General features: G+C 72.8%; 21 protein-coding genes and 1 tRNA gene. 8 read left to right on the top strand and 14 right to left on the bottom strand.

The window, feature by feature from the left end:
• Position 1: 1 nt before the first annotated feature.
• Together ABEA43_RS38395 and ABEA43_RS38390 are read right to left on the bottom strand one after the other, a co-directional pair.
• Positions 2-748: a DUF2071 domain-containing protein gene (locus tag ABEA43_RS38395; protein WP_345569816.1), complete on the bottom strand. Its 747-nt coding sequence runs from the start codon at positions 746-748 to the stop codon at positions 2-4.
• A complete protein-coding gene (locus ABEA43_RS38390; protein ID WP_345569814.1) occupies positions 745-1,485 on the bottom strand; it encodes a MerR family transcriptional regulator in 741 nt (246 codons plus the stop codon). The genes ABEA43_RS38395 and ABEA43_RS38390 overlap by 4 nt, the downstream gene beginning before the upstream one ends.
• Positions 1,486-1,526: 41 nt before the next feature.
• On the opposite strand from ABEA43_RS38390, the gene ABEA43_RS38385 reads away from it, so the two are divergent.
• Together ABEA43_RS38385 and ABEA43_RS38380 are read left to right on the top strand one after the other, a co-directional pair.
• Positions 1,527-2,246, top strand: a complete 720-nt coding sequence (locus ABEA43_RS38385) for a hypothetical protein (protein ID WP_345569812.1) — start codon at positions 1,527-1,529, stop codon at positions 2,244-2,246.
• Positions 2,247-2,296: 50 nt separating this feature from the next.
• Positions 2,297-2,758 carry a GNAT family N-acetyltransferase gene (locus tag ABEA43_RS38380; protein ID WP_345569810.1) on the top strand — a complete coding sequence of 154 codons (462 nt, stop codon included), beginning with the start codon at positions 2,297-2,299 and terminating at the stop codon, positions 2,756-2,758.
• 57 nt (positions 2,759-2,815) lie between these two features.
• On the opposite strand, the gene ABEA43_RS38375 is transcribed toward ABEA43_RS38380, so the two are convergent.
• Both ABEA43_RS38375 and ABEA43_RS38370 read right to left on the bottom strand, forming a co-directional pair.
• Positions 2,816-2,888, bottom strand: a tRNA-Ala gene (locus tag ABEA43_RS38375).
• A gap of 135 nt (positions 2,889-3,023) precedes the next feature.
• Positions 3,024-4,511: a vWA domain-containing protein gene (locus ABEA43_RS38370; protein ID WP_345569808.1), complete on the bottom strand. Its 1,488-nt coding sequence runs from the start codon at positions 4,509-4,511 to the stop codon at positions 3,024-3,026.
• Positions 4,512-4,651: 140 nt separating this feature from the next.
• On the opposite strand from ABEA43_RS38370, the gene ABEA43_RS38365 reads away from it, so the two are divergent.
• Positions 4,652-6,427, top strand: coding sequence for an asparagine synthase-related protein (locus ABEA43_RS38365; protein WP_345569806.1), 1,776 nt, complete (start codon positions 4,652-4,654; stop codon positions 6,425-6,427).
• Positions 6,428-6,439: 12 nt separating this feature from the next.
• On the opposite strand, the gene ABEA43_RS38360 is transcribed toward ABEA43_RS38365, so the two are convergent.
• The gene (locus ABEA43_RS38360) at positions 6,440-6,943 is read right to left on the bottom strand and encodes an isoprenylcysteine carboxyl methyltransferase family protein (protein WP_345569804.1); all 504 of its coding nucleotides are present in this window, start codon (positions 6,941-6,943) and stop codon (positions 6,440-6,442) included.
• Positions 6,940-7,959 carry a type III polyketide synthase gene (locus ABEA43_RS38355; protein WP_345569802.1) on the bottom strand — a complete coding sequence of 340 codons (1,020 nt, stop codon included), beginning with the start codon at positions 7,957-7,959 and terminating at the stop codon, positions 6,940-6,942. The genes ABEA43_RS38360 and ABEA43_RS38355 overlap by 4 nt, the downstream gene beginning before the upstream one ends.
• 42 nt (positions 7,960-8,001) lie before the next feature.
• On the opposite strand from ABEA43_RS38355, the gene ABEA43_RS38350 reads away from it, so the two are divergent.
• Positions 8,002-8,985, top strand: a complete 984-nt coding sequence (locus ABEA43_RS38350; protein WP_345569800.1) for a helix-turn-helix domain-containing protein — start codon at positions 8,002-8,004, stop codon at positions 8,983-8,985.
• Positions 8,986-9,007: 22 nt separating this feature from the next.
• Here ABEA43_RS38350 and ABEA43_RS38345 read toward each other — a convergent pair whose 3' ends face one another.
• Both ABEA43_RS38345 and ABEA43_RS38340 read right to left on the bottom strand, forming a co-directional pair.
• Positions 9,008-10,093, bottom strand: coding sequence for a 50S ribosomal protein L11 methyltransferase (locus tag ABEA43_RS38345; protein WP_345569798.1), 1,086 nt, complete (start codon positions 10,091-10,093; stop codon positions 9,008-9,010).
• A 44-nt stretch (positions 10,094-10,137) separates the two neighbouring features.
• Entirely contained in the window at positions 10,138-10,776 is a 639-nt protein-coding gene (locus tag ABEA43_RS38340; protein ID WP_345569796.1) for a TetR/AcrR family transcriptional regulator, read from the bottom strand.
• 22 nt (positions 10,777-10,798) lie between these two features.
• Between ABEA43_RS38340 and ABEA43_RS38335 the strand changes: the two genes are divergently transcribed.
• Together ABEA43_RS38335 and ABEA43_RS38330 are read left to right on the top strand one after the other, a co-directional pair.
• Entirely contained in the window at positions 10,799-12,133 is a 1,335-nt protein-coding gene (locus ABEA43_RS38335) for an MFS transporter (RefSeq protein WP_345569794.1), read from the top strand.
• Positions 12,130-12,588 carry a hemerythrin domain-containing protein gene (locus ABEA43_RS38330; RefSeq protein ID WP_345569792.1) on the top strand — a complete coding sequence of 153 codons (459 nt, stop codon included), beginning with the start codon at positions 12,130-12,132 and terminating at the stop codon, positions 12,586-12,588. The genes ABEA43_RS38335 and ABEA43_RS38330 overlap by 4 nt, the downstream gene beginning before the upstream one ends.
• A gap of 169 nt (positions 12,589-12,757) precedes the next feature.
• Here ABEA43_RS38330 and ABEA43_RS38325 read toward each other — a convergent pair whose 3' ends face one another.
• Complete coding sequence (locus tag ABEA43_RS38325; protein ID WP_345569790.1) at positions 12,758-13,312, bottom strand: TetR/AcrR family transcriptional regulator; 555 nt, start codon at positions 13,310-13,312, stop codon at positions 12,758-12,760.
• Between the two features lie 79 nt (positions 13,313-13,391).
• On the opposite strand from ABEA43_RS38325, the gene ABEA43_RS38320 reads away from it, so the two are divergent.
• Positions 13,392-14,063, top strand: coding sequence for an SDR family NAD(P)-dependent oxidoreductase (locus tag ABEA43_RS38320; protein ID WP_345569788.1), 672 nt, complete (start codon positions 13,392-13,394; stop codon positions 14,061-14,063).
• A 487-nt stretch (positions 14,064-14,550) separates the two neighbouring features.
• Here ABEA43_RS38320 and ABEA43_RS38315 read toward each other — a convergent pair whose 3' ends face one another.
• Together ABEA43_RS38315 and ABEA43_RS38310 are read right to left on the bottom strand one after the other, a co-directional pair.
• Positions 14,551-16,074, bottom strand: coding sequence for an acyl-CoA carboxylase subunit beta (locus ABEA43_RS38315; protein ID WP_345569786.1), 1,524 nt, complete (start codon positions 16,072-16,074; stop codon positions 14,551-14,553).
• A 116-nt stretch (positions 16,075-16,190) separates the two neighbouring features.
• Positions 16,191-17,702, bottom strand: coding sequence for an FAD-binding oxidoreductase (locus ABEA43_RS38310; RefSeq protein WP_345569784.1), 1,512 nt, complete (start codon positions 17,700-17,702; stop codon positions 16,191-16,193).
• A gap of 181 nt (positions 17,703-17,883) precedes the next feature.
• On the opposite strand from ABEA43_RS38310, the gene ABEA43_RS38305 reads away from it, so the two are divergent.
• Entirely contained in the window at positions 17,884-18,858 is a 975-nt protein-coding gene (locus tag ABEA43_RS38305) for a hypothetical protein (RefSeq protein ID WP_345569782.1), read from the top strand.
• Positions 18,859-18,925: 67 nt separating this feature from the next.
• Here ABEA43_RS38305 and ABEA43_RS38300 read toward each other — a convergent pair whose 3' ends face one another.
• The 3 genes from ABEA43_RS38300 to ABEA43_RS38290 all read right to left on the bottom strand — a co-directional run bounded on the left by ABEA43_RS38300 (position 18,926) and on the right by ABEA43_RS38290 (position 21,509).
• Entirely contained in the window at positions 18,926-19,318 is a 393-nt protein-coding gene (locus tag ABEA43_RS38300) for a DUF3224 domain-containing protein (RefSeq protein WP_345569780.1), read from the bottom strand.
• Positions 19,319-19,354: 36 nt separating this feature from the next.
• Positions 19,355-20,146, bottom strand: a complete 792-nt coding sequence (locus ABEA43_RS38295; RefSeq protein WP_345569778.1) for an LLM class flavin-dependent oxidoreductase — start codon at positions 20,144-20,146, stop codon at positions 19,355-19,357.
• Positions 20,147-20,300: 154 nt separating this feature from the next.
• Positions 20,301-21,509, bottom strand: a complete 1,209-nt coding sequence (locus ABEA43_RS38290) for an FAD-binding protein (protein WP_345569776.1) — start codon at positions 21,507-21,509, stop codon at positions 20,301-20,303.
• Positions 21,510-21,516 lie beyond the last annotated feature (7 nt).

Genomic DNA, 21,516 nt, shown 5'->3' with positions numbered 1-21,516 from the left:
ATCAGCGGCCGCGCCGGAAGAGCGTGGGCGGAGTGTGGATGTCGAAGTGCAGCTCGGGCTGGCCCAGGACGGAGTGCGGCGGCGTGTCCCACTCGATCAGGCCGAGGCGTTCGAAAACGGGGAAGCGGGCGGAGGAGGCGGCGAGATAGCGGGGCCGCATCGGCGGGTGCCAGATGCTGTAGACGCCCACCCGGCCGTCGCGCCGCCGGTACCAGCCCTGGGTGGGATGCGTGAGCCGCTCCAGCCAGTCGAGCTCGCCGGCGAAGCCGTCCAGCGCGGTGAGCGGCTCGGGCAGCTCGGCCGCGGCGCAGTGGGCCCGGCCGGCCTCCAGCCGCCACTGGGCCCGGTCCTTCTCCCAGTCCGCCTCGATCCCGATCCGGTCACGCCTCCAGGGCATGCCCCACAGGTGCTGCGGGATCGCGACGACGGGGTGGTCGAGGCTGGTGCCGAAGAACCAGACGCCGCTCCGCCCGTACGCGGTGACGTAGGCCCGGTAGTTGATCTGCCCGCAGGCGATCGCCACCTGGGGCAGGAACCGGAAGTGGAAGTCACGGTCCTTGAAGGCGACCGCGGAGACCAGCGCCCCGGAGCCGTCGGCGAAGTCCAGCTCCATCGGCGCGAACCCCTTGGGCAGATGCCGGGCGAGCGCCGCGGGGTCCACGCGGTAGCTGATGATCGCGAAGTCGTCCAGCTCGGTCTGCGCGTGATACCAGCGCGTGCGCGGCTGGGGAGTGCCCTCGAAGGTCATGCCCGGGAGCCTAACGAGACGGGGTGTACCGGCACCTCCAGAACGGTGGCGTGGACCCCGGCCGCGTCGATGAAGTGATCTTCCACGGAAGGGCCGGCGACGGCCAGCCGATGGCGGTGCAGCCAGCCGAACAGGTCCTGTCCCGCCTGGACCACCCCGGTCGTCGGCGGGACGACGGCGCGCACGACGGCGCGGGCCGGCAGGGTGAGCTGCTCGCCGCCGCGTCCGGTGGTCACCGCCGCAGCGAACCGGCCGGTCGGGGCCCCGCTGAGCCAGGTCAGCAACGTCGTGGGCGGCGCCGCGCAGAGGCCGGCCAGCTCGGACGGGTGATCGAGCTGCAGGCGGCGCACGCGCAGCCGGCGCGGGCCCACCGTGGCCTGCTGGGGCAGGATCGACATGGGCGTGGCGAGGTAGTCCTCGGCCTGAGCCGCGGTCGCGGCCAACGCGGTGATGTCGCGGTGGATGCTCGTCACGTTCTCGGCCAGGGCCTGCCGCAGCTGCGCCTCGGGCGCGTCCAGCAGATCGGCGATCCGGCGCAGCGGCAGGCCGAGGCGCTGCAGGCCGCGGATGCGCTCAAGCCGGGACAGCTCGGCCACGCCGTACCAGCGGTAGCCGGTGACGCGATCCACCGCGGCGGGCGCCAGCAGGCCGATCCTGTCGTAGTGGCGCAGGGTGCGCTCGGACACGCCGGCCATGCGCGCCAGTTGCCCGATCCGCCACATCTCCGGCTCCCGCATGTTGACTTTGTCCCTGCGTCAGAGTTCTACCGTCACGGTCCATGATTGACCCAAACTCGCGGTCCCGGCTCGCCGGTGTACTGCTGCTGACGTCGGTGTCGGCCCTGATCGCCGGCGCGGCCGTCGTGGTGCCCTCGGGGCTGACGCTGAATCCCGCCGATCCCGCCGCCGCGCTGGCGGCGGTGGCCGGGCAGACCGGGCTGCACCTGACCGAACTGGCCCTGGACGTGCTGGGCTGGCTCGCGCTGACCGCGGCCGGGCTGGTGCTGGCCGCCGGCGCGTCCGAGGCGCCCAGGCCATACCTGGTGGTGCCGGCCGCCGGCGCGGCCGAGGCGCCGAGGCCGTACCTGGTGGTGCTCGGGGGCGGGCTGCTGGCCGCCGCCGGGCTGGCGGGCCTCCTCCACGACGCCGGGAACCTGGCGCTGACCCAGCTGTCCGCCACCCCGGCCGCCCTGGCGTCCGCCACGGCGGTGCTGCTCACCGCCAAGTGGGCGGTCAACCTGGCGGGTCTGCTCTGGGTCGCCGCCACGGCGGCCACCGCCGCCGGCCTCCTCCTGCCCGCGGGCCTGCGCAGAGCGGGCATGGCCGCGGCCCTTTGCGGGCTGGCCGCCGTCGCGCTGCCGTGGACGACCGGGACCGGCGGCCCACCGGCCGCATTGGAGCAGCTCGGGTACGCCCTCCACCTGCCGATCATGATCTGGTACGGCGTCCTGGGCGTACGCTGCCTGCGCAGGCGCGCCATGGCCGAGCAGGCCGATTGACCGGAAACCGTGGCAGGCCGTCCCGGGGCCGCTTCTGCGATCCTGCCGTCATGGAGATCTTGATCAGGCCCGCGCGCGACGAGGACCGCCCGGCCGTCTTGGCGCTGGCCGCACGCCTGGCCGAAGGGGTGGCGTCCTGGCGTGACCCCGAGGCCGCCGTGGACGCGGCCCGGCAATGGCTCGACACGTCCCTGGATCCGGCGCGCGAACGGCGCGGCGAGGTCTTCGTGGCGGTGGCGGACGAGCAGCAAGTCGTCGGCGTCGTCTCGGTCAACGAGCAGCGGCACTTCACAGGGGCGATGGAAGCTTATGTGGGTGACCTGGCGGTGGCCCCGGCCGCCGTCCGCGCCGGTGTGGGGCGCCGCCTGATGACGGCCGCCGAGGACTGGGCCCGGCGGCAGGGCTTACGTCACCTCACGCTGGAGACGGCGGCGGCCAACACGACCGCCCAGCGGTTCTACACGGCGCTGGGCTATGGCGAGGAAAGCATCCGGTACACCCGCGTGCTGTGACCCGCTGAAGCGAAACGGCGGCATCCGTCGTGGACACCGCCGCATCATGATCAAGGGTGGAGCTATGGGGATTCGAACCCCAGACCTCCTCCATGCCATGGAGGCGCGCTACCAACTGCGCCATAGCCCCTTGTTGCGTGTACGAGTCTAGCCGACTTCGCGACCCCCGAAGAACGCCGGCCGGGGCCTGGGATCATGACCCGGGCCCGGCCGGTCGGGGGGACCGGCCGGGCTCGTCGCGCGTGGTGGAGATGGTCCTCCGTCCTCACCCCACGGATCTGGCCTTCTCGATGATCGTGGCCAGCTCCGAGACCATCGGGTCCTCGGAGACCGCCGCCAGGCGGGTGGCCTGCTCACCGAGCTCCGGCAGATCCAGGCCGAACGCCTTGCGGTCGCGCAGGTAGACGGCGAACGCGGCCACGACCACGTCCACCTGGAACCTGACCGGCGCGTTGTCCCAGACGGACGCGACCAGGTCGCCCGCCTGCAGCGACTCGCTCGACTCGGAGGCGGCCCTGGTGTCGGGGTCCTGCCAGCGCACGGTGGCCTGGGCGAGCTGTCCCTTGGCGCCTGGCTTGAGCCGCAGGGAGTACAGAGCGGTGACGGAGTGTCCTGGCCCGATCTCGCCGCCGTCGCGGCTGTCGTCGCGGAACTCCTCGGTGCTCAGTGCGCGGTTCTCGTACCCGATGAGCTGGTAGCTCTCCACGACCGACGGGTTGAAGACCACCTGTGCCTTGGCGTCGCGCGCCCGGAGCTCGATGGTGGCGGGGAGCTGGGTGGCGAAGATCTTGGCGGCCTCCTCCTCGGAGCTGACGTACACGGCCAGGCCGTCGCCGTTGTCGGCGAGCTGCTCCATCAGCGTGTCCCCGTAGTCGCGGCCGACGCCGACGGTGAGCAGCGTGACCTGCCTGCCCGCGTACTCCTTGGCCTGGTCGAGGATGGCCTGCCACTCGGTGCTGCCCTGGTTGGCCAGGCCGTCGGAGAGCAGGATGACCCGGTTCGTGGCGGCGGCCCTGAACGCCTTGGACGCCTCCTGGTAACCGGTGACCAGCCCGGCCCCCAGGTTCGTGCCTCCGGCGATGCTCAGCTGCTCCACCGCGTTCTGCAGCTCGCTCCTGGCGGTCAGCGGCGTCATCGAGGCCAGCACCGTCGCCTCGTCGCTGAACGACACGATCGAGACCTGGTCGCCGGGCGCGAGCTGGTCGAGCAGCTTCAGCAGGGCCGACTTGACCAGGTCGAGCCGCCCAGGCTCGGCCATCGAGCCGGACACGTCGATCACGAAGGTGAGGTTCGCGGGCCGCCGCTCGGCCGCGTCGGACGCGCGTGTCTGCAGGCCGACCCGCAGGACGGCCTCGTCGCGCGACGGCAGCCGCGCGCCGTCCACGTGCACGGTGAACCCGTCGTCCGGCGGCTGCGCGTAGTCCTGCCTGAACGCGTTGACCCACTCCTCCGGGCGGATCTCCCCCGGCGCCGGCCAGCGGCCCTCCTGGAGGGTCCGGCGGGCGTACCCGTACGAGGCGGTGTCCACGTCCAGGGCGAATGTGGAGATCTGCGCCGTGGTCGTGTCCTGCTCATCGGCCTCGGCGTCTTCCTGTGTCGCCGGCGAGCCGCTCGGCGCGGCCGGTTTCTCGTTTCCAGCGGCGTGCTCGGGCGCCCGCTGTTCGCTCGCCGAGTTGCCGGAACCACCACCACAACCGGCGAGGGCCAGTACCGCAGCGAGCCCGACGCCTACCGCCAAGGGGCGAAATTTCATCGCAACCACCTCCGTATGCTCCAAGCCGTACGACGGACCTCGCCCTGCGGATGGCCGGGTCGGTGACGTAAGCGAGCGCAAAACGCGATCGACACGTGATCAGTTGTGACGGATGGGGCCATTGATGTAGTCCTTGAGCCGTGCGGGTCCATCTGGGCGTAGCCACCAAGCGGCAGGACATTCCCGCCCGTGTCCTCGACAAGGTCCGAACCGTTATCGACATCGCCTTTCCCGTGCCCCCTGACGTGATTCGCGGACGGGAACGGCATCGCCAAGGCGTCTCCCTGTTCGGCTGGACGAACGAGCCGGACGACTCCCGTCAGCCGCCGCTGATCTCCGAGCACGGCGGCCGGATCATCGGGGTGAACGGCCATCTGGCCGAGCCCGCCGACGTGGCCAGGCTCCCCGACGACTCCGCGGGCGGCTGCTTCTCCGCGTGGATCGCCCGCGACGGCGAGCTGACCGCGAGCACCGCGATCAACCGGGTCTGCCCCGTCTTCTACGCCGAGACGCCCGACCTGTACATCGTGGGGAGCCGTGCCCTGCTCGTGCATCTGATCGCCCAGCCGGTGGACCGGATCGACCACGACGTGCGGGCGCTCCAGACGATGGTCAGGCAGGGGTACTTCCTGTCGGACGAGACCCCGTACCAAGGAGTCTCCGCCCTGCCGCCCAGCTCCCGGCTCACGGTGCGGGACGGCGTGCGGACGATCACCGAGACCCCGCTGCCGCAGGCGGCGCCCGCGCCCGGGTCGGCGCGGCGCAGGCGGGCGGCGATCGGCGAGCTGGCCGAGGCGCTGGTGGCCACCGTCGCGCCGCTGCGTGAGCTGGCCGAGCCGGTGAACCTGGCGCTGACCGGCGGGCGCGACACCCGCGTGCTGGCGGCGCTGCTGCACGCGGCGCGGGTGCCGTTCAGGGCGACGACGAACGGGCTCGACCCGCATCCCGACGTGGTGATCGCCCGGCGGATCGCGGCCAGGCTGAACGTCCCGCACACGGTCATCGCGCCCGCTCAGACGGCTCGGCGGGACGCGGAGCTGGTGCCGCATCCGCTGAACCGGGCCTGGGAGACGCTGCGCACGTGCGAGGGGATGACCTCGGCGTACGAGTCGATCGTGAGCTACCTCCCCTACTCCGGCAAACCCACCATGTCCGGGCAGAGCGGCGAGACGCTGCGCGCGGGCAGCCTGAACCTCCTCCAGACCGACCTCGGCGACCAGGCCCTGCGGCGGCGGATCGAGACCACGTTCCGCAAGGACGCGAAGCTGTTCACCGCCGACGCCGACGAGCACGCCCGCGAGCTGGCCAGGCCGTGGCTGGCCCGCACGGACCGGCTGGCGGCGCTCGACCACATGTACGTCTGGTACAAGGTCGGCCGCTGGCAGGCCAGCGCCCGCGCGGGGTCGCTGCGGCGCGGCGATCCCGTGCGGCCGTTCCTGGACAACCGGGTGGTACGGGTGGCGCTCGGCCTCGATCAGGCCTGGCGATTATCCGAAGAGGTGATTTATACCCTTATTTTACGATTAGCCCCCGAATTACGGGATGTCCCTATCGAAGGGAAGCCGTGGCGGTTCGCGGAAAGCCTGCCGCCGAGGCGCCGGCTCCCTTGGCGGGCCCGGCCCCCGGCAGGTCATCTGACGGCGCCGCGGACGGGCGGCGGGTGGAGCTGGCGCACCAGCCCCGGGCCCACGCTCACCGACGTGCTCCGCGAGCAGGTGCTCGGCAGCCTCGACGCCCTCGCCCCGATCGTCCGGCCCGACGAGGTGCGCGCCCTGTTCGACGGCCCGGTGGCCGCCAAGCCCGCCCTCGCCTGGCATCTCTACACCGTCAGCACGCTGCTGACCGGCCTCTATCCGGGCAAACGACCGGAAGGGCTGGAGGACATCACGGTTCCCCGGCCGGATCCCGCCCGCTGAGCCTGCCCCGCGTCAGCTCGCCAGGGCGGCGTTCTCCACGCGTATCCGCACCGTGAGCAGCGCCGCGTTGACCAGCGTGAAGGCCAGCGCGGTCAGCCAGGCGGTGTGCACGAGCGGCAGCGCGACGCCCTCGGCGACGACCGCCACGTAGTTGGGGTGCCGCAGCCACCGGTACGGCCCGCCGTCCACCAGCGGCATTCCCGGCACGACGACGACCCGGGTGTTCCACCGGTGGCCGAGCGTGGCGATGCACCACCAGCGCAGCCCCTGGGCCAGGACGACGACGGCGAGCATGGGCCAGCCGAGCGCCGGGAGGAAGGGGCGGCCGAGCAGCCACACCTCCGAGGGCGCCGCCACCAGGAGCGCCACGTGGGCCAGGACGATCCAGGGATAGTGCCGCCTGCCGTACTCGATGCCGCCCCTGGACCTGGCCCAGGCCAGGTTGCGGCGGGCCACCACGAGCTCGGCCAGCCGTTCGAGCACGACCAGGCCGATCAGCAGCGCGTACGCGCTCACCAGTGCAGCAGGAGCAACTCGGCGGAGAAGCCGGGCCCCAGCGCGAGGAGCACGGCGGGTGTGCCGGGACTGCCGCGTGTCTCCTGGAGCACGTTCAGCACCGAGACCGACGACAGGTTGCCGTATTCGCGCATTGACCGCCAGGTCACGTCGAGCGCCTTGGGCGACAGGCCGAGCGTCTCCACGATCTTGTCGATGACCTTCGGGCCGCCGGGATGGCAGACCCAGGTGGCGACCTGGTCGGGGGTGAGGCCGTAGTCGGCGAGGAACGTCTTGATGTCGTCGGCCAGCACCTCCTCCACGAAATGCGTCAGATCGGCGTCCAGCACGATGCGGAACCCCCGATCGCCCACCTCCCACCCCATGAGGTGCTCGGTGTCCGGATAAAGCCTGCTACGGGTGGCGATGACCTCGGGCCCCCGCCCCCGCCCGGTCGCCACGACCGCCGCGGCCCCGTCCCCGAACAGGCCGCTGGCCACCAGGTTCGCGATCGAGGTGTCGTCCCGCTGGATCGTCAGCGAGCACAGCTCCACGCACACCAGCATCGCGACGTGATCGGGCCAGCCGCGCAGATAGTCGTACAGGCGCGACAGTCCCGCCGCCCCGGCCGCGCAGCCGAGCCCGAACACCGGCACCCGTTTGACGTCCGCCCGCAGCCCCATCCGCTGGGCCAGCTTCGCGTCGAGCGAGGGCGTGGCCAGGCCCGTGGTCGAGCAGAACAGCAGATAGTCCACCTTCTCCGGGCGCACGTCGGCCTTCTTGAGCGCCCCGCGCATCGCCTGTTCGCCCAGGTCAAGCGCGAGCTCGATGTAGGTGTCGTTCGCCCGCGCGAAGGAGTCGAGCTTGGCGTAGTCGGCCAACGGGAGGGCGAGGTTGCGGCCCGTCACCCCGGTGGCCTCGTGGAAGTGCCGCAGGAGCTCCTCGTCACAGTCGGTCAGCCGGGAGAACGCCTCGGTGATCTCCGCTTGCTCGTAGCGGTGATCGGGCAAAACGGTCTGTACTCCCGAAATGTGCATATATCTCTCCTGCCGCTGAGAGGGCCCGGCTAACATGCAGGCATGCTCCTGCCGCTCCCTGCCCACCACGGGGGCCACAACCACAGGGTCGGCGTGCTGGCGTTCGACGGCATGGCCCCGTTCGAGCTCGGCTGCGTCGTCGAGCTCTTCGGGCTGCCCAGGCCCGAGCTGGACGTGCCCTGGTACGACCTCACGGTGTGCGCGGAGACGCTGGAGCCGCTCAGGGTCGTGGGCGGGTTCAGCATGCAGGCGGCCCACGGGCTCGACGTGCTGGCCGAGGCCGACACGGTGATCGTTCCCGGCGTGGCCGACGTCCGGGGTCCCGTCTCCGCCGCGCTGGTGTCGGCGCTGCGGCAGGCGCACGCGCGCGGCGCGCGGATGGTCTCGATCTGCTCGGGGGCGTTCGCGCTGGCGGCCGCGGGCCTGCTCGACGGCCGCGCGGCGACCACGCACTGGAAGTACGCCGAGCTGCTCCAGGAGCGCTATCCCGCCGTCGCGGTCAACCCCTCGGTCCTGTACGTGGACGAAGGCGACGTGCTGACCAGCGCGGGCAGCGCCGCCGGCCTCGACCTGCTGGTCCACCTCGTACGCAACGACCACGGCCCGAACGTCGCCAACGCCGTCGCCCGCCGCCTGGTCATCCCGCCGCACAGGGAAGGCGGTCAGGCGCAGTTCATCCAGGCCGCGGTGACACCGGTGGAGGACGACGACGCGGTGGCCAGGGCCATGTCGTGGGCACTGGACAACCTGGCCAGGCCGATCAGCGTGGCGGAGCTGGCCGGCGTGGCGCACATGTCGGAGCGCTCGTTCATCAGGCATTTCAACCGGCAGACCGGCACCAGTCCGCTGCGGTGGGTGATCTCGCAGCGGGTGGCCGCCAGCCTGCCGATGCTGGAGTCGACGGGCGCGCCGGTGGAGGAGATCGGGGCGGCGGTCGGGTTCGAGAGCCCGGTGACGTTCCGGCACCATTTCACCCGGGCCATGCGCACGTCCCCGTCGGCCTACCGGCGCGCGTTCAGCGCCTGAAGGCCCGTATTCCGGGCGGCCTTCAGCAGGTCAGCCGCCACAGCGAGGTCACCTCGGCGGCCCTGGCCGCGTGCAGCGGGTCGCTCTCGTCTCCCGGCCGGTTGTGCCGCGGCGCGATGTCCATGCGGCCGGCCACCCGCAGCCCCGCGTGCTCGAACCCCGCCAGCAGCTCGTCCCTGCTGCGCAGCCCGAGATGCTCGGCCAGGTCGGACAGGATGAGCCAGCCCTCGCCGTCGGGCTCCAGGTGCTCGGTGAGCCCGCCCAGGAACCCGTGCAGCATCCGCCCGCCCGGATCGTAGACGGCGTGGTCGAGCGACGACTGCGGCTTGGCGGGCAGCCACGGCGGGTTGCAGACGACGAGCGGCGCGCGGCCGGAGGGGAACAGGTCGGTCCGCACGACCTCCACCTGATCGTCCAGCCCGAGCCGGGTGACGTTGGCCCCGGCGCAGTCCACGGCCCGCTGGTCCAGGTCGGTCGCCACGACGTGCCGCACGCCGCGCCTGGCCAGGACCGCGGCCAGCACTCCCGTGCCCGTGCCGATGTCGAACGCCAGCCGCTCGCCGGGCAGCGGCGCCTGCGCGACCAGATCGACGTATTCGCCCCTGATCGGGGAGAAGACGCCGTGATGCGGATGGATGCGGGCCCCGAGCGCGGGCACGTGCACGCCTTTCCTGCGCCATTCGTGGGCGCCGATGAGGCCCAGCAGCTCACGGAGCTGGCCCACCGCCGCGGGCGCCGCCTGCCCGTAGACCTCGGCGCACGCCTCCCGCACGTCCGGCGCCCTGGGCAACGCCACCACGTGATCGTCCGCGTACGGGATGAGCAGCATGCCCAGCGTGCGCGCCCGGTGCGACTGCGCCTGGCGGTGGCCGTGGAACCCGGTCCCGCTCGCGGCGGGCTTGCAGCGCCGGCCCATGGCCCGCAGGAGCTGGCGGGCGTTCTGGTAGTCGCCGCGCCACAGCAGCGCGGTGCCCTCGCAGGCCAGCCGGTAGGCGGTGGCGGCCGGCAGCCGGTCGTCCACGACCATCACGCGCTCCGGCGGCGGCACGTCCAGCGCCGAACGCCAGACCGCCGAACACTCCTGCCCCGCCTCGGTCCACCGGATCATCAGGCCCCGACCGTTTCACGGACCGCACCCTCTTGGCTACCGGTTTACCGCAGCAGGCCCTTCGCCAGGGCGCGCAATCCCTGCTCGTAGGTGTCCCGCGCGGTCAGCTCCACCCACCGCGCGCCCACCTCGGCGAGCCGCGGGAACTCGCCCGCGTCCAGCTCGGCGAACACCCGCTCCCGATAGGTGGTGCCGCCCTCCGCCCGCCGCCGCCCCGCCGCCGCCCGGCCGCCGATCTCGCCGGCCGTGTAGTGCCAGATGATCCGGTACGCGTCCACGGCCGCCTCGATCGTCAGCCCCGCGCGTACGGCGGCGTCGATGATCCGCTCCGGATACCACAGCGCGCCCACCGAGAGCAGGTCGTCGGCCCTTAGCACGTCCACGGTCCACGGGCATCCGGACAGCGCGTCGCGCATGGCCAGCGCGGCGGCGACCAGGCGTTCGCCCGGCTCCTCCGGCAGCTCGGGCCGGGGGATCCCGGCCGCGTAGTCGTCGAGGAGCAGCAGCAGGAGCTCCTCCTTGTCGCGCACGTGGTGGTAGAGCGCCATGGGCGTGCTGCCGACCTCCCTGGCCAGCCTGCGCATGGTCAGGCCGCTCACGCCGTCCTCCTCGATGACCCGGTGGGCGGCGGTCACGATCTCCGCCCTGGAGATCCTGGGCGGCCTTCCTGTACGCGTCGGCATATTGCCATGTTACTTTCTATACATGTACAAAAACTCATCGGGCTGGATGACCGTGGGGGTGCTGGCGTTCGCCGTGGCCGTCGGAAGCCTGCAGATGACCGTGGTCGTCCCGCTGCTGCCGCTGCTGCAACGGCAGCTCGGCGCGCCGCTCACCTCCGTCTCCTGGGCCCTCACCGCCGGCCTGCTGTCCGGCGCGGTCGCGATCCCGCTGCTGTCGAGGCTCGGCGACATGTACGGCCGGCGTCTGGTGTCACTGGCCGCGATCGCCCTGCTCGTCGCCGGCTCAGCGCTCAGCGCCATGTCGTCCGCGCTCGCTCCGATCATCGTCGGCCGCGTCTTGCAGGGCGCCGCGGCACCGCTGCTCCCGCTGGCCATCGGCCTGGTCAGGCAGGGGCTGCCGGGCGATCGCCTGCCCACCGCGATCGGGGTGCTCAGCGCGACCATCGGCGTGGGCAGCGGCGGCGGCATGATCCTCGCGGGGCTGGTGGACGGGGACTACCGGGCCGTGTTCTGGATGCTGACCGGGCTGGGCGCGCTGAGCTTCGCGCTGGTGGCCGCGGTCGTACGCGAGCCGAGACCGTCGCGCGCCGCCGGGCGTCCCGACCTGGCGGGGGCGGCGCTGGTGTCGGCGTGGCTGGTCTGCCTGTTGCTCGCCGTCAGCAAGGGCGGCGCGTGGGGCTGGACGTCGCCGCTGACGCTCGGCCTGTTCGGCGCCGCCGTGGTGGTCGCGGCGGCGTGGGTGCTGACGGCCCGGCGTACCGCGTCGCCGCTGATCGAGATCCCGATGCTGCTGCACAGGGGGACGGCGGGGGCGACGGTGGCGTCGTTCCTGCTGGGGTTCGCGCTGTTCGCGGCCATCACGACGCTGTCGGCGGTCGCGCAGGGGACGCTGGGGGCGTCGGTGCTGCAGGTGGGGCTGTACCTGCTGCCGACGACGGTGCTGATGCTCGCGGTGTCGGTGCTGGCCGGGCCGCTGATGCGCCGTTTCACCGCCTCCGCGCTGGTCGCCTGCGGCTCTGTGCTGGTGACGGCCGCGACGCTCTGGCTGGCGCTCTCGGGGGCGGCCGGATCCACCCTGTACGGCGCCGCGGCGGTGCTGGGGCTGGGGGTCGGGCTCGGGTACGCGGCGCTCGGGACGATGGCCGTCGAGCACGTCGAACCCGCCAAGACCGCGGCGGCCGGCGGGGTGAACGCGCTGGTCCGGGTGGTGGGCAGCAGCCTGGCCGGGGCGGTCGGGGCGGCGCTGCTGTCGAGCGGGGGCGCTGGGTGGAGCTTCGGCAGCGCGGCGGTGGCGGCTCTGCTCGCCGCACTCTTCGCCACCATTTACGGCGATTTTTCACGAAAGGAAATGGCATGACGGACGAACAGCGACTTGTCGCCTGGGGAGACGAGCTGGTGAAGCTGCACGACGGCTTCCGGCGGGACCTCGCGAACCTCCGGTCACCGGGCGACCCACTGGGCGGCCTTCTGGGCGGCCCACTGGGCGGCCTCGGCGGGGCGGACCTGCGTACGCACTGCCTGGCGTTCTGCGACGCGCTCCACGCGCACCACGAGGGCGAGGACGGCGCGCTGTTCCCGCACCTCGGCGGCGAGCACCCCGAGCTGGCGGAGGTGCTGGACCGGCTGCGGGCGGAGCACGTGGTGGTGTCCAGGCTCATGGAACGCATCCGGGCCCTGCTGGACACGGGCCCGGAGGGGGTCGGGGCCGAGCTGGACCGGCTCGCCGCCGAGCTGGAGGCGCATCTGGACTACGAGGAGGAGCAGCTCGTGCCCGTACTGAACCGGATGACCACCCTCCCGGACAACATCTGACCGGACGACAGCGGACCGGACGACAACGGACCGGACGACAACGGAGACGACAGCGGACCGGAGGACAACGGAGACCGGGCGACGGCGGACCGGGCGGACGCGGAGGGATCGCTTCGGGGCGGCTCAGGCTGGACCGGCACCCCTTTCGCCCATCCGCGCGCAGGGCGGCTCAGGCTGGACCAGCGCCTTTCCGCCCATCCTCGCGCAGGGCGTCGAGCATGAGCGTGAAATGGCGCCGCCACTGCCCGGGGGCCTGCTCGGCCACCTTCGAGTTGGCCATCATGAAGAACGCCAGATCGACCGGCCCCACGTCCAGCCGCAGTGCCCCGGCCTGCTGGGCGCGCTCGACCAGCTGGTAGACGAGCCGGTTGACCTCCGACCGGTCGTCCTGGTGCGACAGGCACGCCAGCTCGGTGAAGGCCCGGTCCCGCGCCTGCAGCTCGCAGGTTCGCTCCAGAAAGAGCACGAGACCCTCCCAGGGGTCGTCGCACGCCAGCGCCTGCCCGGCCAGCTCGGCCCAGCCGGCCACCTTCTCGTCGAGTATCGCGTCGACGAGGTCGCCACGCTCGGGGAAATGCCGGTAGAGGGTGCCGATCGCGACCCCCGCCCGCTTCGCCACGGCCTCCAGCGGCGCGTCGACCCCGCGCTCGGCCAGCACCTGCCTGGCGGCCTCCACGAGCGCGTCCCGGTTGCGCCGCGCGTCACGGCGGAGCGGACGTTCCATGAAGCCAGTCTAATGAAGTCGAGGGCCTGCCTCATCTTCGTGTTAACCTGAGGCACACCCTCGACTTAAGGAGAGACACATGAAGGTCGCGATCATCGGCGCTGGGCCCGGCATCGGCCTGGCGGTGGCCCGCCGCTTCGGCGCGGAGGGTTTCGAGGTCGCCCTGGTGGCCCGTGACCACGCCCGCCTGTCGGCCCTGTCCGGCGACCTGGCGGAGGCGGGCATCCGCAGCTCTGCCCATCCAGGCGACCTGACGGACGAGGCCTCGCTGACGCACGCCCTCGACCAGATCGGCCCGGTGGACGTCCTCGTCTACAACGGCGGCGGCACCGCCGGGGCTCACACGCCCGTGCTGGAGGTGACCAGGCACAGCGCGCAGGACGCCTTCGACGGGGCGGTGCTCGGGGCGGTGACCGCGGTCCGCGCGGTGCTCCCCGCCATGCTGGAGCGCGGCTCCGGCACCCTGCTCTTCACCTCCGGCATCTCGGCCGTCCACCCGCTGGCCTTCCTGGGCAACATCGGCATCGCGGTGTCGGGTCTGCGCAACTACGCCCTGTCCCTGGCCCAGGCCCTCGCCGGCCGCGGCGTCCACGTGGGCCACGTCCCCATCGCCGCCGCCGTCGCCCCCGGCTCCCCTGCCTCCCCGGAGGCGGTGGCCGACACCCACTGGCGCCTCCACACGGACCGCGACCGCCACGAGGTGATCCTCGGCGACCTGGCCACGGTCGAGGCGGCAATCAGCCACCTCTGACGCCTCCAGGACCACACGTGAGCCGCAAACCGAGTTCCCCAGAGGCAGGTGATCGGGCATAGGGCAGCACATGGGCTACGGACCCAGGCCCCTCAGGAGCGGCCGCCGGGCGGAGACGCAGATCCAGGACGGCAACCGGGTTCCGGGCCCAGGCCCCCACCGGCGGACCCCCCGGACGGCCAGCCGGACCCAAGACGGCGCACGGGGCTGCGGGCCCAAGGCTCCCGGGGAGGATCCTCAGGCGGGAGTCCGGGTCCAGGACGGCAACCGCGTTGCGGGCCCAGGCCCCCACCGGCGGACCCCCGGACGGAGGCCCGGCCCAAGACGGCGCACGGGGTTGCGAGCCCAAGGCTCCCCAGGGGAGGGTCCCCGGGCGGGAGCCCGGGTTTGGGGCGGCATCCGGGTTGCGGGCCCAGGCCCCCCGCAGTCGGATCCCCGGGCGGGAGTCTGGGTTTGGGGCGGCATCCGGGTTGCGGGGCCAGGTCTCTCAGGGGCGGGTTGTCGGGTGGGGGGCGGGGTCGAGGGCGGCGTAGGCGTCGTGGATCCAGTCCGTCAGGGCCGGGCGGGTCTCCGCAGGGTCGATGATGTCCTCCACCAGGAACGCCTCCGCCGTACGGAACGGCGACCTGACGGCCTCCAGGCGCTCGGCGATCTCCGCCTTCAGCGTGGCCGCCTCCTCGCCCGCCTCCGCGAGCAGGCGTTTGAAGGCCACCTCCAGCCCGCCCTCGATCGGCAGCGAGCCCCAATCGCCCGAGGGCCAGGCCACGCGCAGGCCGTACCTGTCGTGGGGCCGGTGCGCGGCGCCCGCGACGCCGAAGACGCGGCGCACCAGCACCGAGGCCCACGGGACCGTGGACTGGTAGACGGCGGCCAGGGCGCGGGCGCCCCTCCTGATCGTGCCCGCCTTCTCCGCCGCCGTGCCGATGACGAAGCCCGGCTGGTCGACCAGGTGGACGATCGGCAGGTGGAAGGTCTCCGCCAGGTCGACGAACCGGGCCATCTTGTCCGACCCGTGGGCCGTCAAGCCGCCGCCGTAGACGAGCGGGTCCGAGGCGAGCACGGCGACGGGGTGTCCGTCTAGCCGGGCCAGGGCGGTGATCGTGGAGGGGGCGAACCTGCGGCCGAGCTCCAGGACGCTGCCGACGTCGAAGGTCAGCTCCAGGATCCTGCGCATGTCGTAGGGCCGGCGGCGGTCCCTGGGGACGATGGCGCGCAGCTCGTCCGAGGTCCGGTCGGGGTCGTCGGCCGAGTCGGCGACCGGGGGCGTCCGCCAGGCGCTCTGCGGCAGGTACGCCAGCACCCGCCTGGTCAGCCCGAACGCCTCCTGCTCCGAGTCCGCGACCAGATCCACGGTGCCGGCCGCCGAGACCGTACGCCAGCCGCCCAGCTCCTCCTTACCAACGCTCTCCCCCATGCCCGCCTCGACCACGGCCGGCCCCGCGATGAACACCTGCGAGAGCTCCCTCACCATGATCGAGACGTGGGAGGTGACCAGGCGGGCCGCGCCGAGCCCGGCGACCGGGCCGAGGGCGAGCGCGATCACGGGGACCCGGCCCAGGTTCGCCACGACCTGGTCCCAGCCCGGGTTGTAGGGCACGTACGTCCGCCCGAAGTCCTCCAGTTGCTTGACGCTGCCGCCGCCTCCGGTGCCGTCGATCAGCCGGACGAGCGGCACCCGCAGCTCACCGGCCATGCGCTCGGCCAGGATCTGCTTCTCGTGGATCGCGGCGTCGGCCGCCCCGCCGCGTACGGTGAAGTCGTCGCCCGCCACCACCACCCGCCGCCCGTCGATCCGCGCCCGGCCGATGATCACGTTCGCGGGGGTGAACGTGTCGGCGGTGGCGCGGCCGGTCAGCGCCCCCACTTCCCGCCAGGTGTCGGTGAGGGCCGCGAGGCGTTCGCGGATGGTCAGGCGGCCGGTGGCGTGCTGGCGCGCCACGCGTTCGTCCCCTCCCATGCGCTCGGCCTGCTCCTTGCGGCGCTTCAGCTCGGCGAGTTCGGGGTCCCACACGATGCGCTCCTCTGCGGTGGCGGTGGCCGGTGGCGGTGGCCGGTGGCCGGTGGCCGGTGGCTGGCTGGCTGGCTCGTGGCATACCGGCTGGTCGGTACGTTACTTTAAAGTCCCGATCAGATCAGCACCCCGGGGTTGAGGATGCCGCCCGGGTCCAGGGCCGCCTTGGCGGCTCTGAGCGCGAGCGCGAACGGGTCCGGCCGCTGCCGGTCGTAGTACGGCCGGTGGTCGCGGCCCACCGCGTGGTGGTGGGTGATCGTGCCGCCCATCCGGAGGACGACGTCGGAGACGCGCTGCTTGAGCCCGTCCCACTGCTCGACCTCCGCGCCCTTCACGGCGGGCGCGAGGATCGTGTAGTACGGCGCGGGGCCGTCGGGGTAGGCGTAGGCCAGGCGGCACGTCGCCGTCCCGGCCTCCTCGGCCATGGCCGCCATGACGGCCTCGTGCAGGGCGGGGAAGCGGTCCCAGGTCACGGCCGTCTCGACGGTCTCGGCGAGCACGCCCATGCCCGGGTAGGCGTTGCGCACGTAGGGCATGCGGGTGAAGGAGCCCTTCCACGCCTGGTCCTGCCTGGACTCCCCGGCCACGCCGCCGTGCGCCCCGACGATCTCCAGCGCCCGTGACACCCACGCGTCCACCGGGTGGTCGGCGGACTCGAAGCCGACGATGAGAACGGCGTGCCGCCCGTCGCCGCCGGAGGTGAGCGCGGCCTCCCGGGCGTCCAGCAGGCGGCAGTTCGACGGGTACAGGCCGGACTGGGCAAGATCGTGCACGGCGGCCACCGCAGCCGGCCATTCGGCGAACCTGACGGGCACCGACACCTTGTGCGTCGGCCGCTCGTGCACGCGCAGCCAGGCCCGGGTGATCACGCCCAGCGCCCCTTCGGAGCCGAGCAGCCAGCGGTCCGGCGACGGGCCCGCGCCGGAGCCGGGCAGCCTGCGCGACTCCCACACCCCGGCGGGCGAGATCGCGCGCACGGACTCGACGAGGTCGTCGATGTGGGTGTGGAAGGTGGCGAAGTGCCCGCCCGCCCTGGTCGCGATCCAGCCGCCGACGGTCGAGAACTCGTACGACTGCGGGAAGAACCTGAGCTGAAGCCCATCGGGCAGGCCGTCGTTGACCGCGGGGCCGGAGGCGCCCGCCTCGACCAGGGCCGCCCTGGAAACGACGTCCACCTCCAGGACGCGGTTCATCCGGCTGAGGTCCAGGCAGAGCGAAGGCCCGTCGAACCGCGCCTCCACGCCGCCGACGACGCTCGTCCCGCCGCCGCGCGGCACGACCGGCACCCCCTGGGCGGCGGCCCACTCCAGCACCTGGGTGACCTCGTCCTCGTCGCGCGGGAGCGCCACCAGGTCGGGGGCGTTGGCGAAGTCGCCGCGGTAGGCGCGGATGAGGTCGCGATAGGCCTGGCCGTAGGTGCGTACGGCCCGCTCGTACGGGTCGTCCGTGCAGCACGGCAGCGGCGGGACGGGGATGAGGGGCGCGGGCAGCAGCGCGGGGGAGAAGAGCGCGGGCGGCTCCCAGGCCGTCGGCTCGCCCAGCCCCGTGGCCTCGGTGAACAGCCGGGCGATCTCCCGTAATCCGGACGCGTCCGGCTCGGGACCCCAGGCCCAGTGACTCCTCGTCATCGAATCTCCTCGATCATGGGGCCCCGTTGCTCCGGGGCGGGGAGGAAGCGCGGAGCGCACCACGACACCACGCCAAAGCCAGGCTCGCGGTCGCCCGGAGAGCAGTCAAAGGACAATTGTCATGCCGAGAACAGGATCGATGACACCATTCGGGCGCGCGGGACCGCATGAGGATCGAGTCATGCGACGAATACTCCCCGCCTTCGGGCTCGCGCTGCTCTCCCCGCTGGTCGCCGAGTTCCTGCTCGGCGACTTCCCGCTGACGAGCCTGCACTTCCTGCTCCTGCTCGCCCCCACGTACGGCGGCGCCGCGGTGGTGATCCGCGAGGTGGCGCGCAGGAACCGGCTCAGCTGGCCGAGCATCGTGCTGATGGCGCTGGCCTACGGCGTGTTCGAGGAAGGCGTCATGACGATGTCGCTGTTCAACCCGGACTACGCGGGGCTGCGGCTGCTGGATCCCGGCTACCTGCCCGCGCTGGGGATCGGGGTGCCGTGGACGCTGTTCGTGCTGGCCCTGCACACGGTGTGGAGCATCAGCGTGCCGATCGCGCTGACGGAGGAGCTGGCCGGCGAGCGGCGTACCACGCCGTGGCTGGGGCGGGCGGGGCTGGCGGTGGCGGCGGCCCTGGCCGTGCTCGGGGCGGCGGCCACCACGGTGTTCTCCTACCTCAACGGGTTCTTCGTCGCGTCGGTGCCGCAGCTCGCGTCGATCGTGGTCATCGTGGCCCTGCTCGTGGTGGCGGCCTTCCGGCTCCCCCGCGGGGCCGGGCGCGGGGCCGGGCGGGCGCCGTCGCCGTGGCTGGTGTTCGGGGTGACGCTGGGCGCGGGGGCGGTGTTCGAGTTGCACACCGTGGTACAGGGCCTGCCCGTCTGGGTGACCGTCGTCGCGCTCCTGGTGTCGGAGGCGGGCATGGCGGTCCTGGCGCTCACCTGGTCGGCGGGGCGCGGGTGGAACGGCAGGCACCGGATGGCGCTGGCGGGCGGGGCCCTGCTGACCTACGCCTGGCACGCCTTCTTCGCCTACCCGCTGGTGCCCGCCTCGCCCGGCGTCATGCTGGCCAGCCACGTCATCCTCGGCGCGGGAGCTGTCGCGCTGCTCGTGGCCGCGGCGCGCCGGGCGGCCCGGCTCCCCCAGCCGGCGAATCAGGACCGCTGAGCAGGAGCACCCAGCCGGGCCGTTGACCCGGAGCGCTCAGCCCGAGCGTCCGGCCCCGGGCCGGCGGTCAGAGGCGGTAGTCGAAGGTGTAGGAGTGGCTGCCGTCCGAGGCGATGATGATGTCCATCTCGCCCCGCAGGCCGCGCAGCTCCCCCGTAGCGGAGTCCGGGACGACCGAGATGCGCAGCGACTGCTCGCCTTCGTCGCTCACCGCGTCGTGCTGCACGACGAAGCTCCCCCGCCGCCCCGCCAGCGTGCCCTCGATGCGCTCCAGCGCCACGTACGACCGCGAGCTCTCCACCGGCGTCGAGGCCACCATCATGGTCACGACGCTCGTCCCGGCCAGATCCCCCTGGAAGGTCTTGGACATGGTCACCAGCCCGAGCGTGACGCCGTCGCGCTCGTCGAAGGGCGGCTGGGGATCCCAGCCCGCGGTGTCGAAAGTTCCCTTTGCGGTCATGGGCTCCATCGTGCCGGACGTACCTGTCAGATTCGGTCAGGTACCGGCGAGTCGTTCCACCACCGGCGCGAAGTCGTCCAGGAACTGGGCGTTCACCGACACGTACGAGATGCCGAGCTTGTCCCTGCGGTGCCGGAGCGTGTCGGCCATCTGGCCGGGCGTTCCCGTCAGGAGCCCGGTGCTGGTGGCGTCGAGGGGGCCGAACCGGCTGCGCAGCCACGCGGGCGGCTCGGCGGCCGCGGCGACCAGGTTCAGGCCGATCTCCAGGCCGGCGAACCGGTCACCGGCCAGCTCGTACAGCTCGTCCAGCTTGGCCCCCACCTGCTCCTCGGTGTAGGTCGGCGGGACGCCGAGCGTGACCGTGTCGGCCTTGCGCGCGGCCAGGCCGAGCAGCTTGGTCCCGGCCGCGGCGATCAGGATGCGCACGTCCTTGACCGCGTCGATGGTCTTGGAGAGCCGCTCGATGCGCTCGCGCGGCGTGCCGAACCTGACGCCGAGCGCGGCCGCGTCCTGCTCGGCGGCCGGCCGCCCGGCGCCCAGGCCAAGCTCGAACCGGCCGCCGGTGAGCGTGTGCAGGGTGGCGGTCTCCCAGGCGACGGCCTCCGGCGTCCGGTAGGGGACGCTCACGACGAACGTGCCCACGCGCAGAGTGGTGGTCACCGCGGCGGCCGCCGCCGCGGCGGTGAAGGGCGAGAAGGTGCCCAGCGTGTCGGGCACCAGCAGCGTCGAGTAGCCGAGGCTCTCCGCCCGGCGGGCCAGCGCGGCCCACGCCGCGCCGTCGGGGGCCTGTCCGGCGACCGCGCCGAACCTGAACGGGTGATCGGTCATGTCCCCAACGATCGCGTACGGGCCCGTCCCGCACATCGTCCCCCGGACCGGTGACCCGCTACATCCGGGGGCGCAAGCCGGGCCCCGCCCACTACTCCCGCAGCAGTATCAGGCCGGGCGCCGGCCTCCCGCACGCGGTGTCGCGCCGAGGGCGCTATCGCGCCAGCAGGGTGCGGGTGAAGTCGTTGGCGAACTTGCCGGCCGGGTCGAGCCGCTCCACCAGCGACCTGAACCGCTCCGGGCAGGACGGCCGGCGGGTGAACAGCTTGCCCCAGTGCGGCCGCGGCTCGAACGGCGCCAGCGTCTCCTCCACCAGCTCCAGCACCGGCAGCACGGCGGCGGTGTCCTTGACCCAGGTGAAGTGGATGCCCACGCTGTCACGCCCCAGGAACGGGCTGAGCCACAGGTCGTCGGCCGCCACCGAGCGCACCTCGGAGATCTGCAGGACCGGCCGGATGCGGTCGCCGATCGCGTACAGCTCGCGCAGGGCCTTGACCGCGTGCTCCCTCGGCACCAGCAGCTCCGACTGCAGCTCGTTGCCCGCGCTGCTCGGCTCGGCGTCGGGGCGGAAGTGCGGCAGCCGCTCGTGCCACGGTCCCGGCACGCCGAGCTGGATCGTGCAGCTCTCCGCCGACATGGCGGGCAGCGGGTGGCGGGCGCCGTCGGCGGGGCGGGTGCCGTACCAGTCGGGGGTGGTCAGCTCTTCCGTGCGCTTCAGCCAGACGCGGGTGTCGCGCCAGTCGGTGAAGAGGCTGACGCTGTAGCCGGCGGACATGATGTCCTCGAAGTGGGCGAGCGCGTCGACGGTCAGGCCCTCGCGGACGTACTGGTGGATCTGGAAGCTCGGCACCAGGTCGAGCGTCAGCGAGGTGACGACGCCGAGCGCGCCGAGCGCCACCACCGCGCCCGGGAAGTCGGCGTCACCGCGTGAGAGCGTCAGCACCGAGCCGTCGGCGGTGACGAGGTCGAGCGCCGACACGGCGGCCGACAGGCTCGCGACGGCGTCGCCCGAGCCGTGCGTGCCCGTCGCGACCGAGCCCGCCACGGAGATGTGCGGCAGCGAGGCCAGGTTCGCCAGCGCGAATCCGGCCTCGTTCAGCACCGGCGCGAGCCGCGCGTACGTCATGCGCGCGGGCACCCGCGCCGTGGCCGTGGCGCTGTCGATCTCCACCGCGTCCGGCATCCGGTCGAGGACCACCAGGTCGCCGGTGGCGTCGGCGACGTCGTTGAAGGAGTGCCCGCTGCCCAGCGCCCGCACCTGGGCGCGGGCCGAGACCAGCCGCTGGAGCTCGTCGAGGGACGTCGGGTGATGGACGTCTCGCGCCCGAAATGCGGTGTTTCCCGCCCAATTGGTCAGCGTCACGCCCCTA

Source organism: Nonomuraea rosea (assembly GCF_039539705.1).
Taxonomy (GTDB): domain Bacteria; phylum Actinomycetota; class Actinomycetes; order Streptosporangiales; family Streptosporangiaceae; genus Nonomuraea; species Nonomuraea rosea.
Note: the sequence above shows the minus strand (reverse complement) of the source record. Positions and strands in the feature narration are given on the sequence as shown.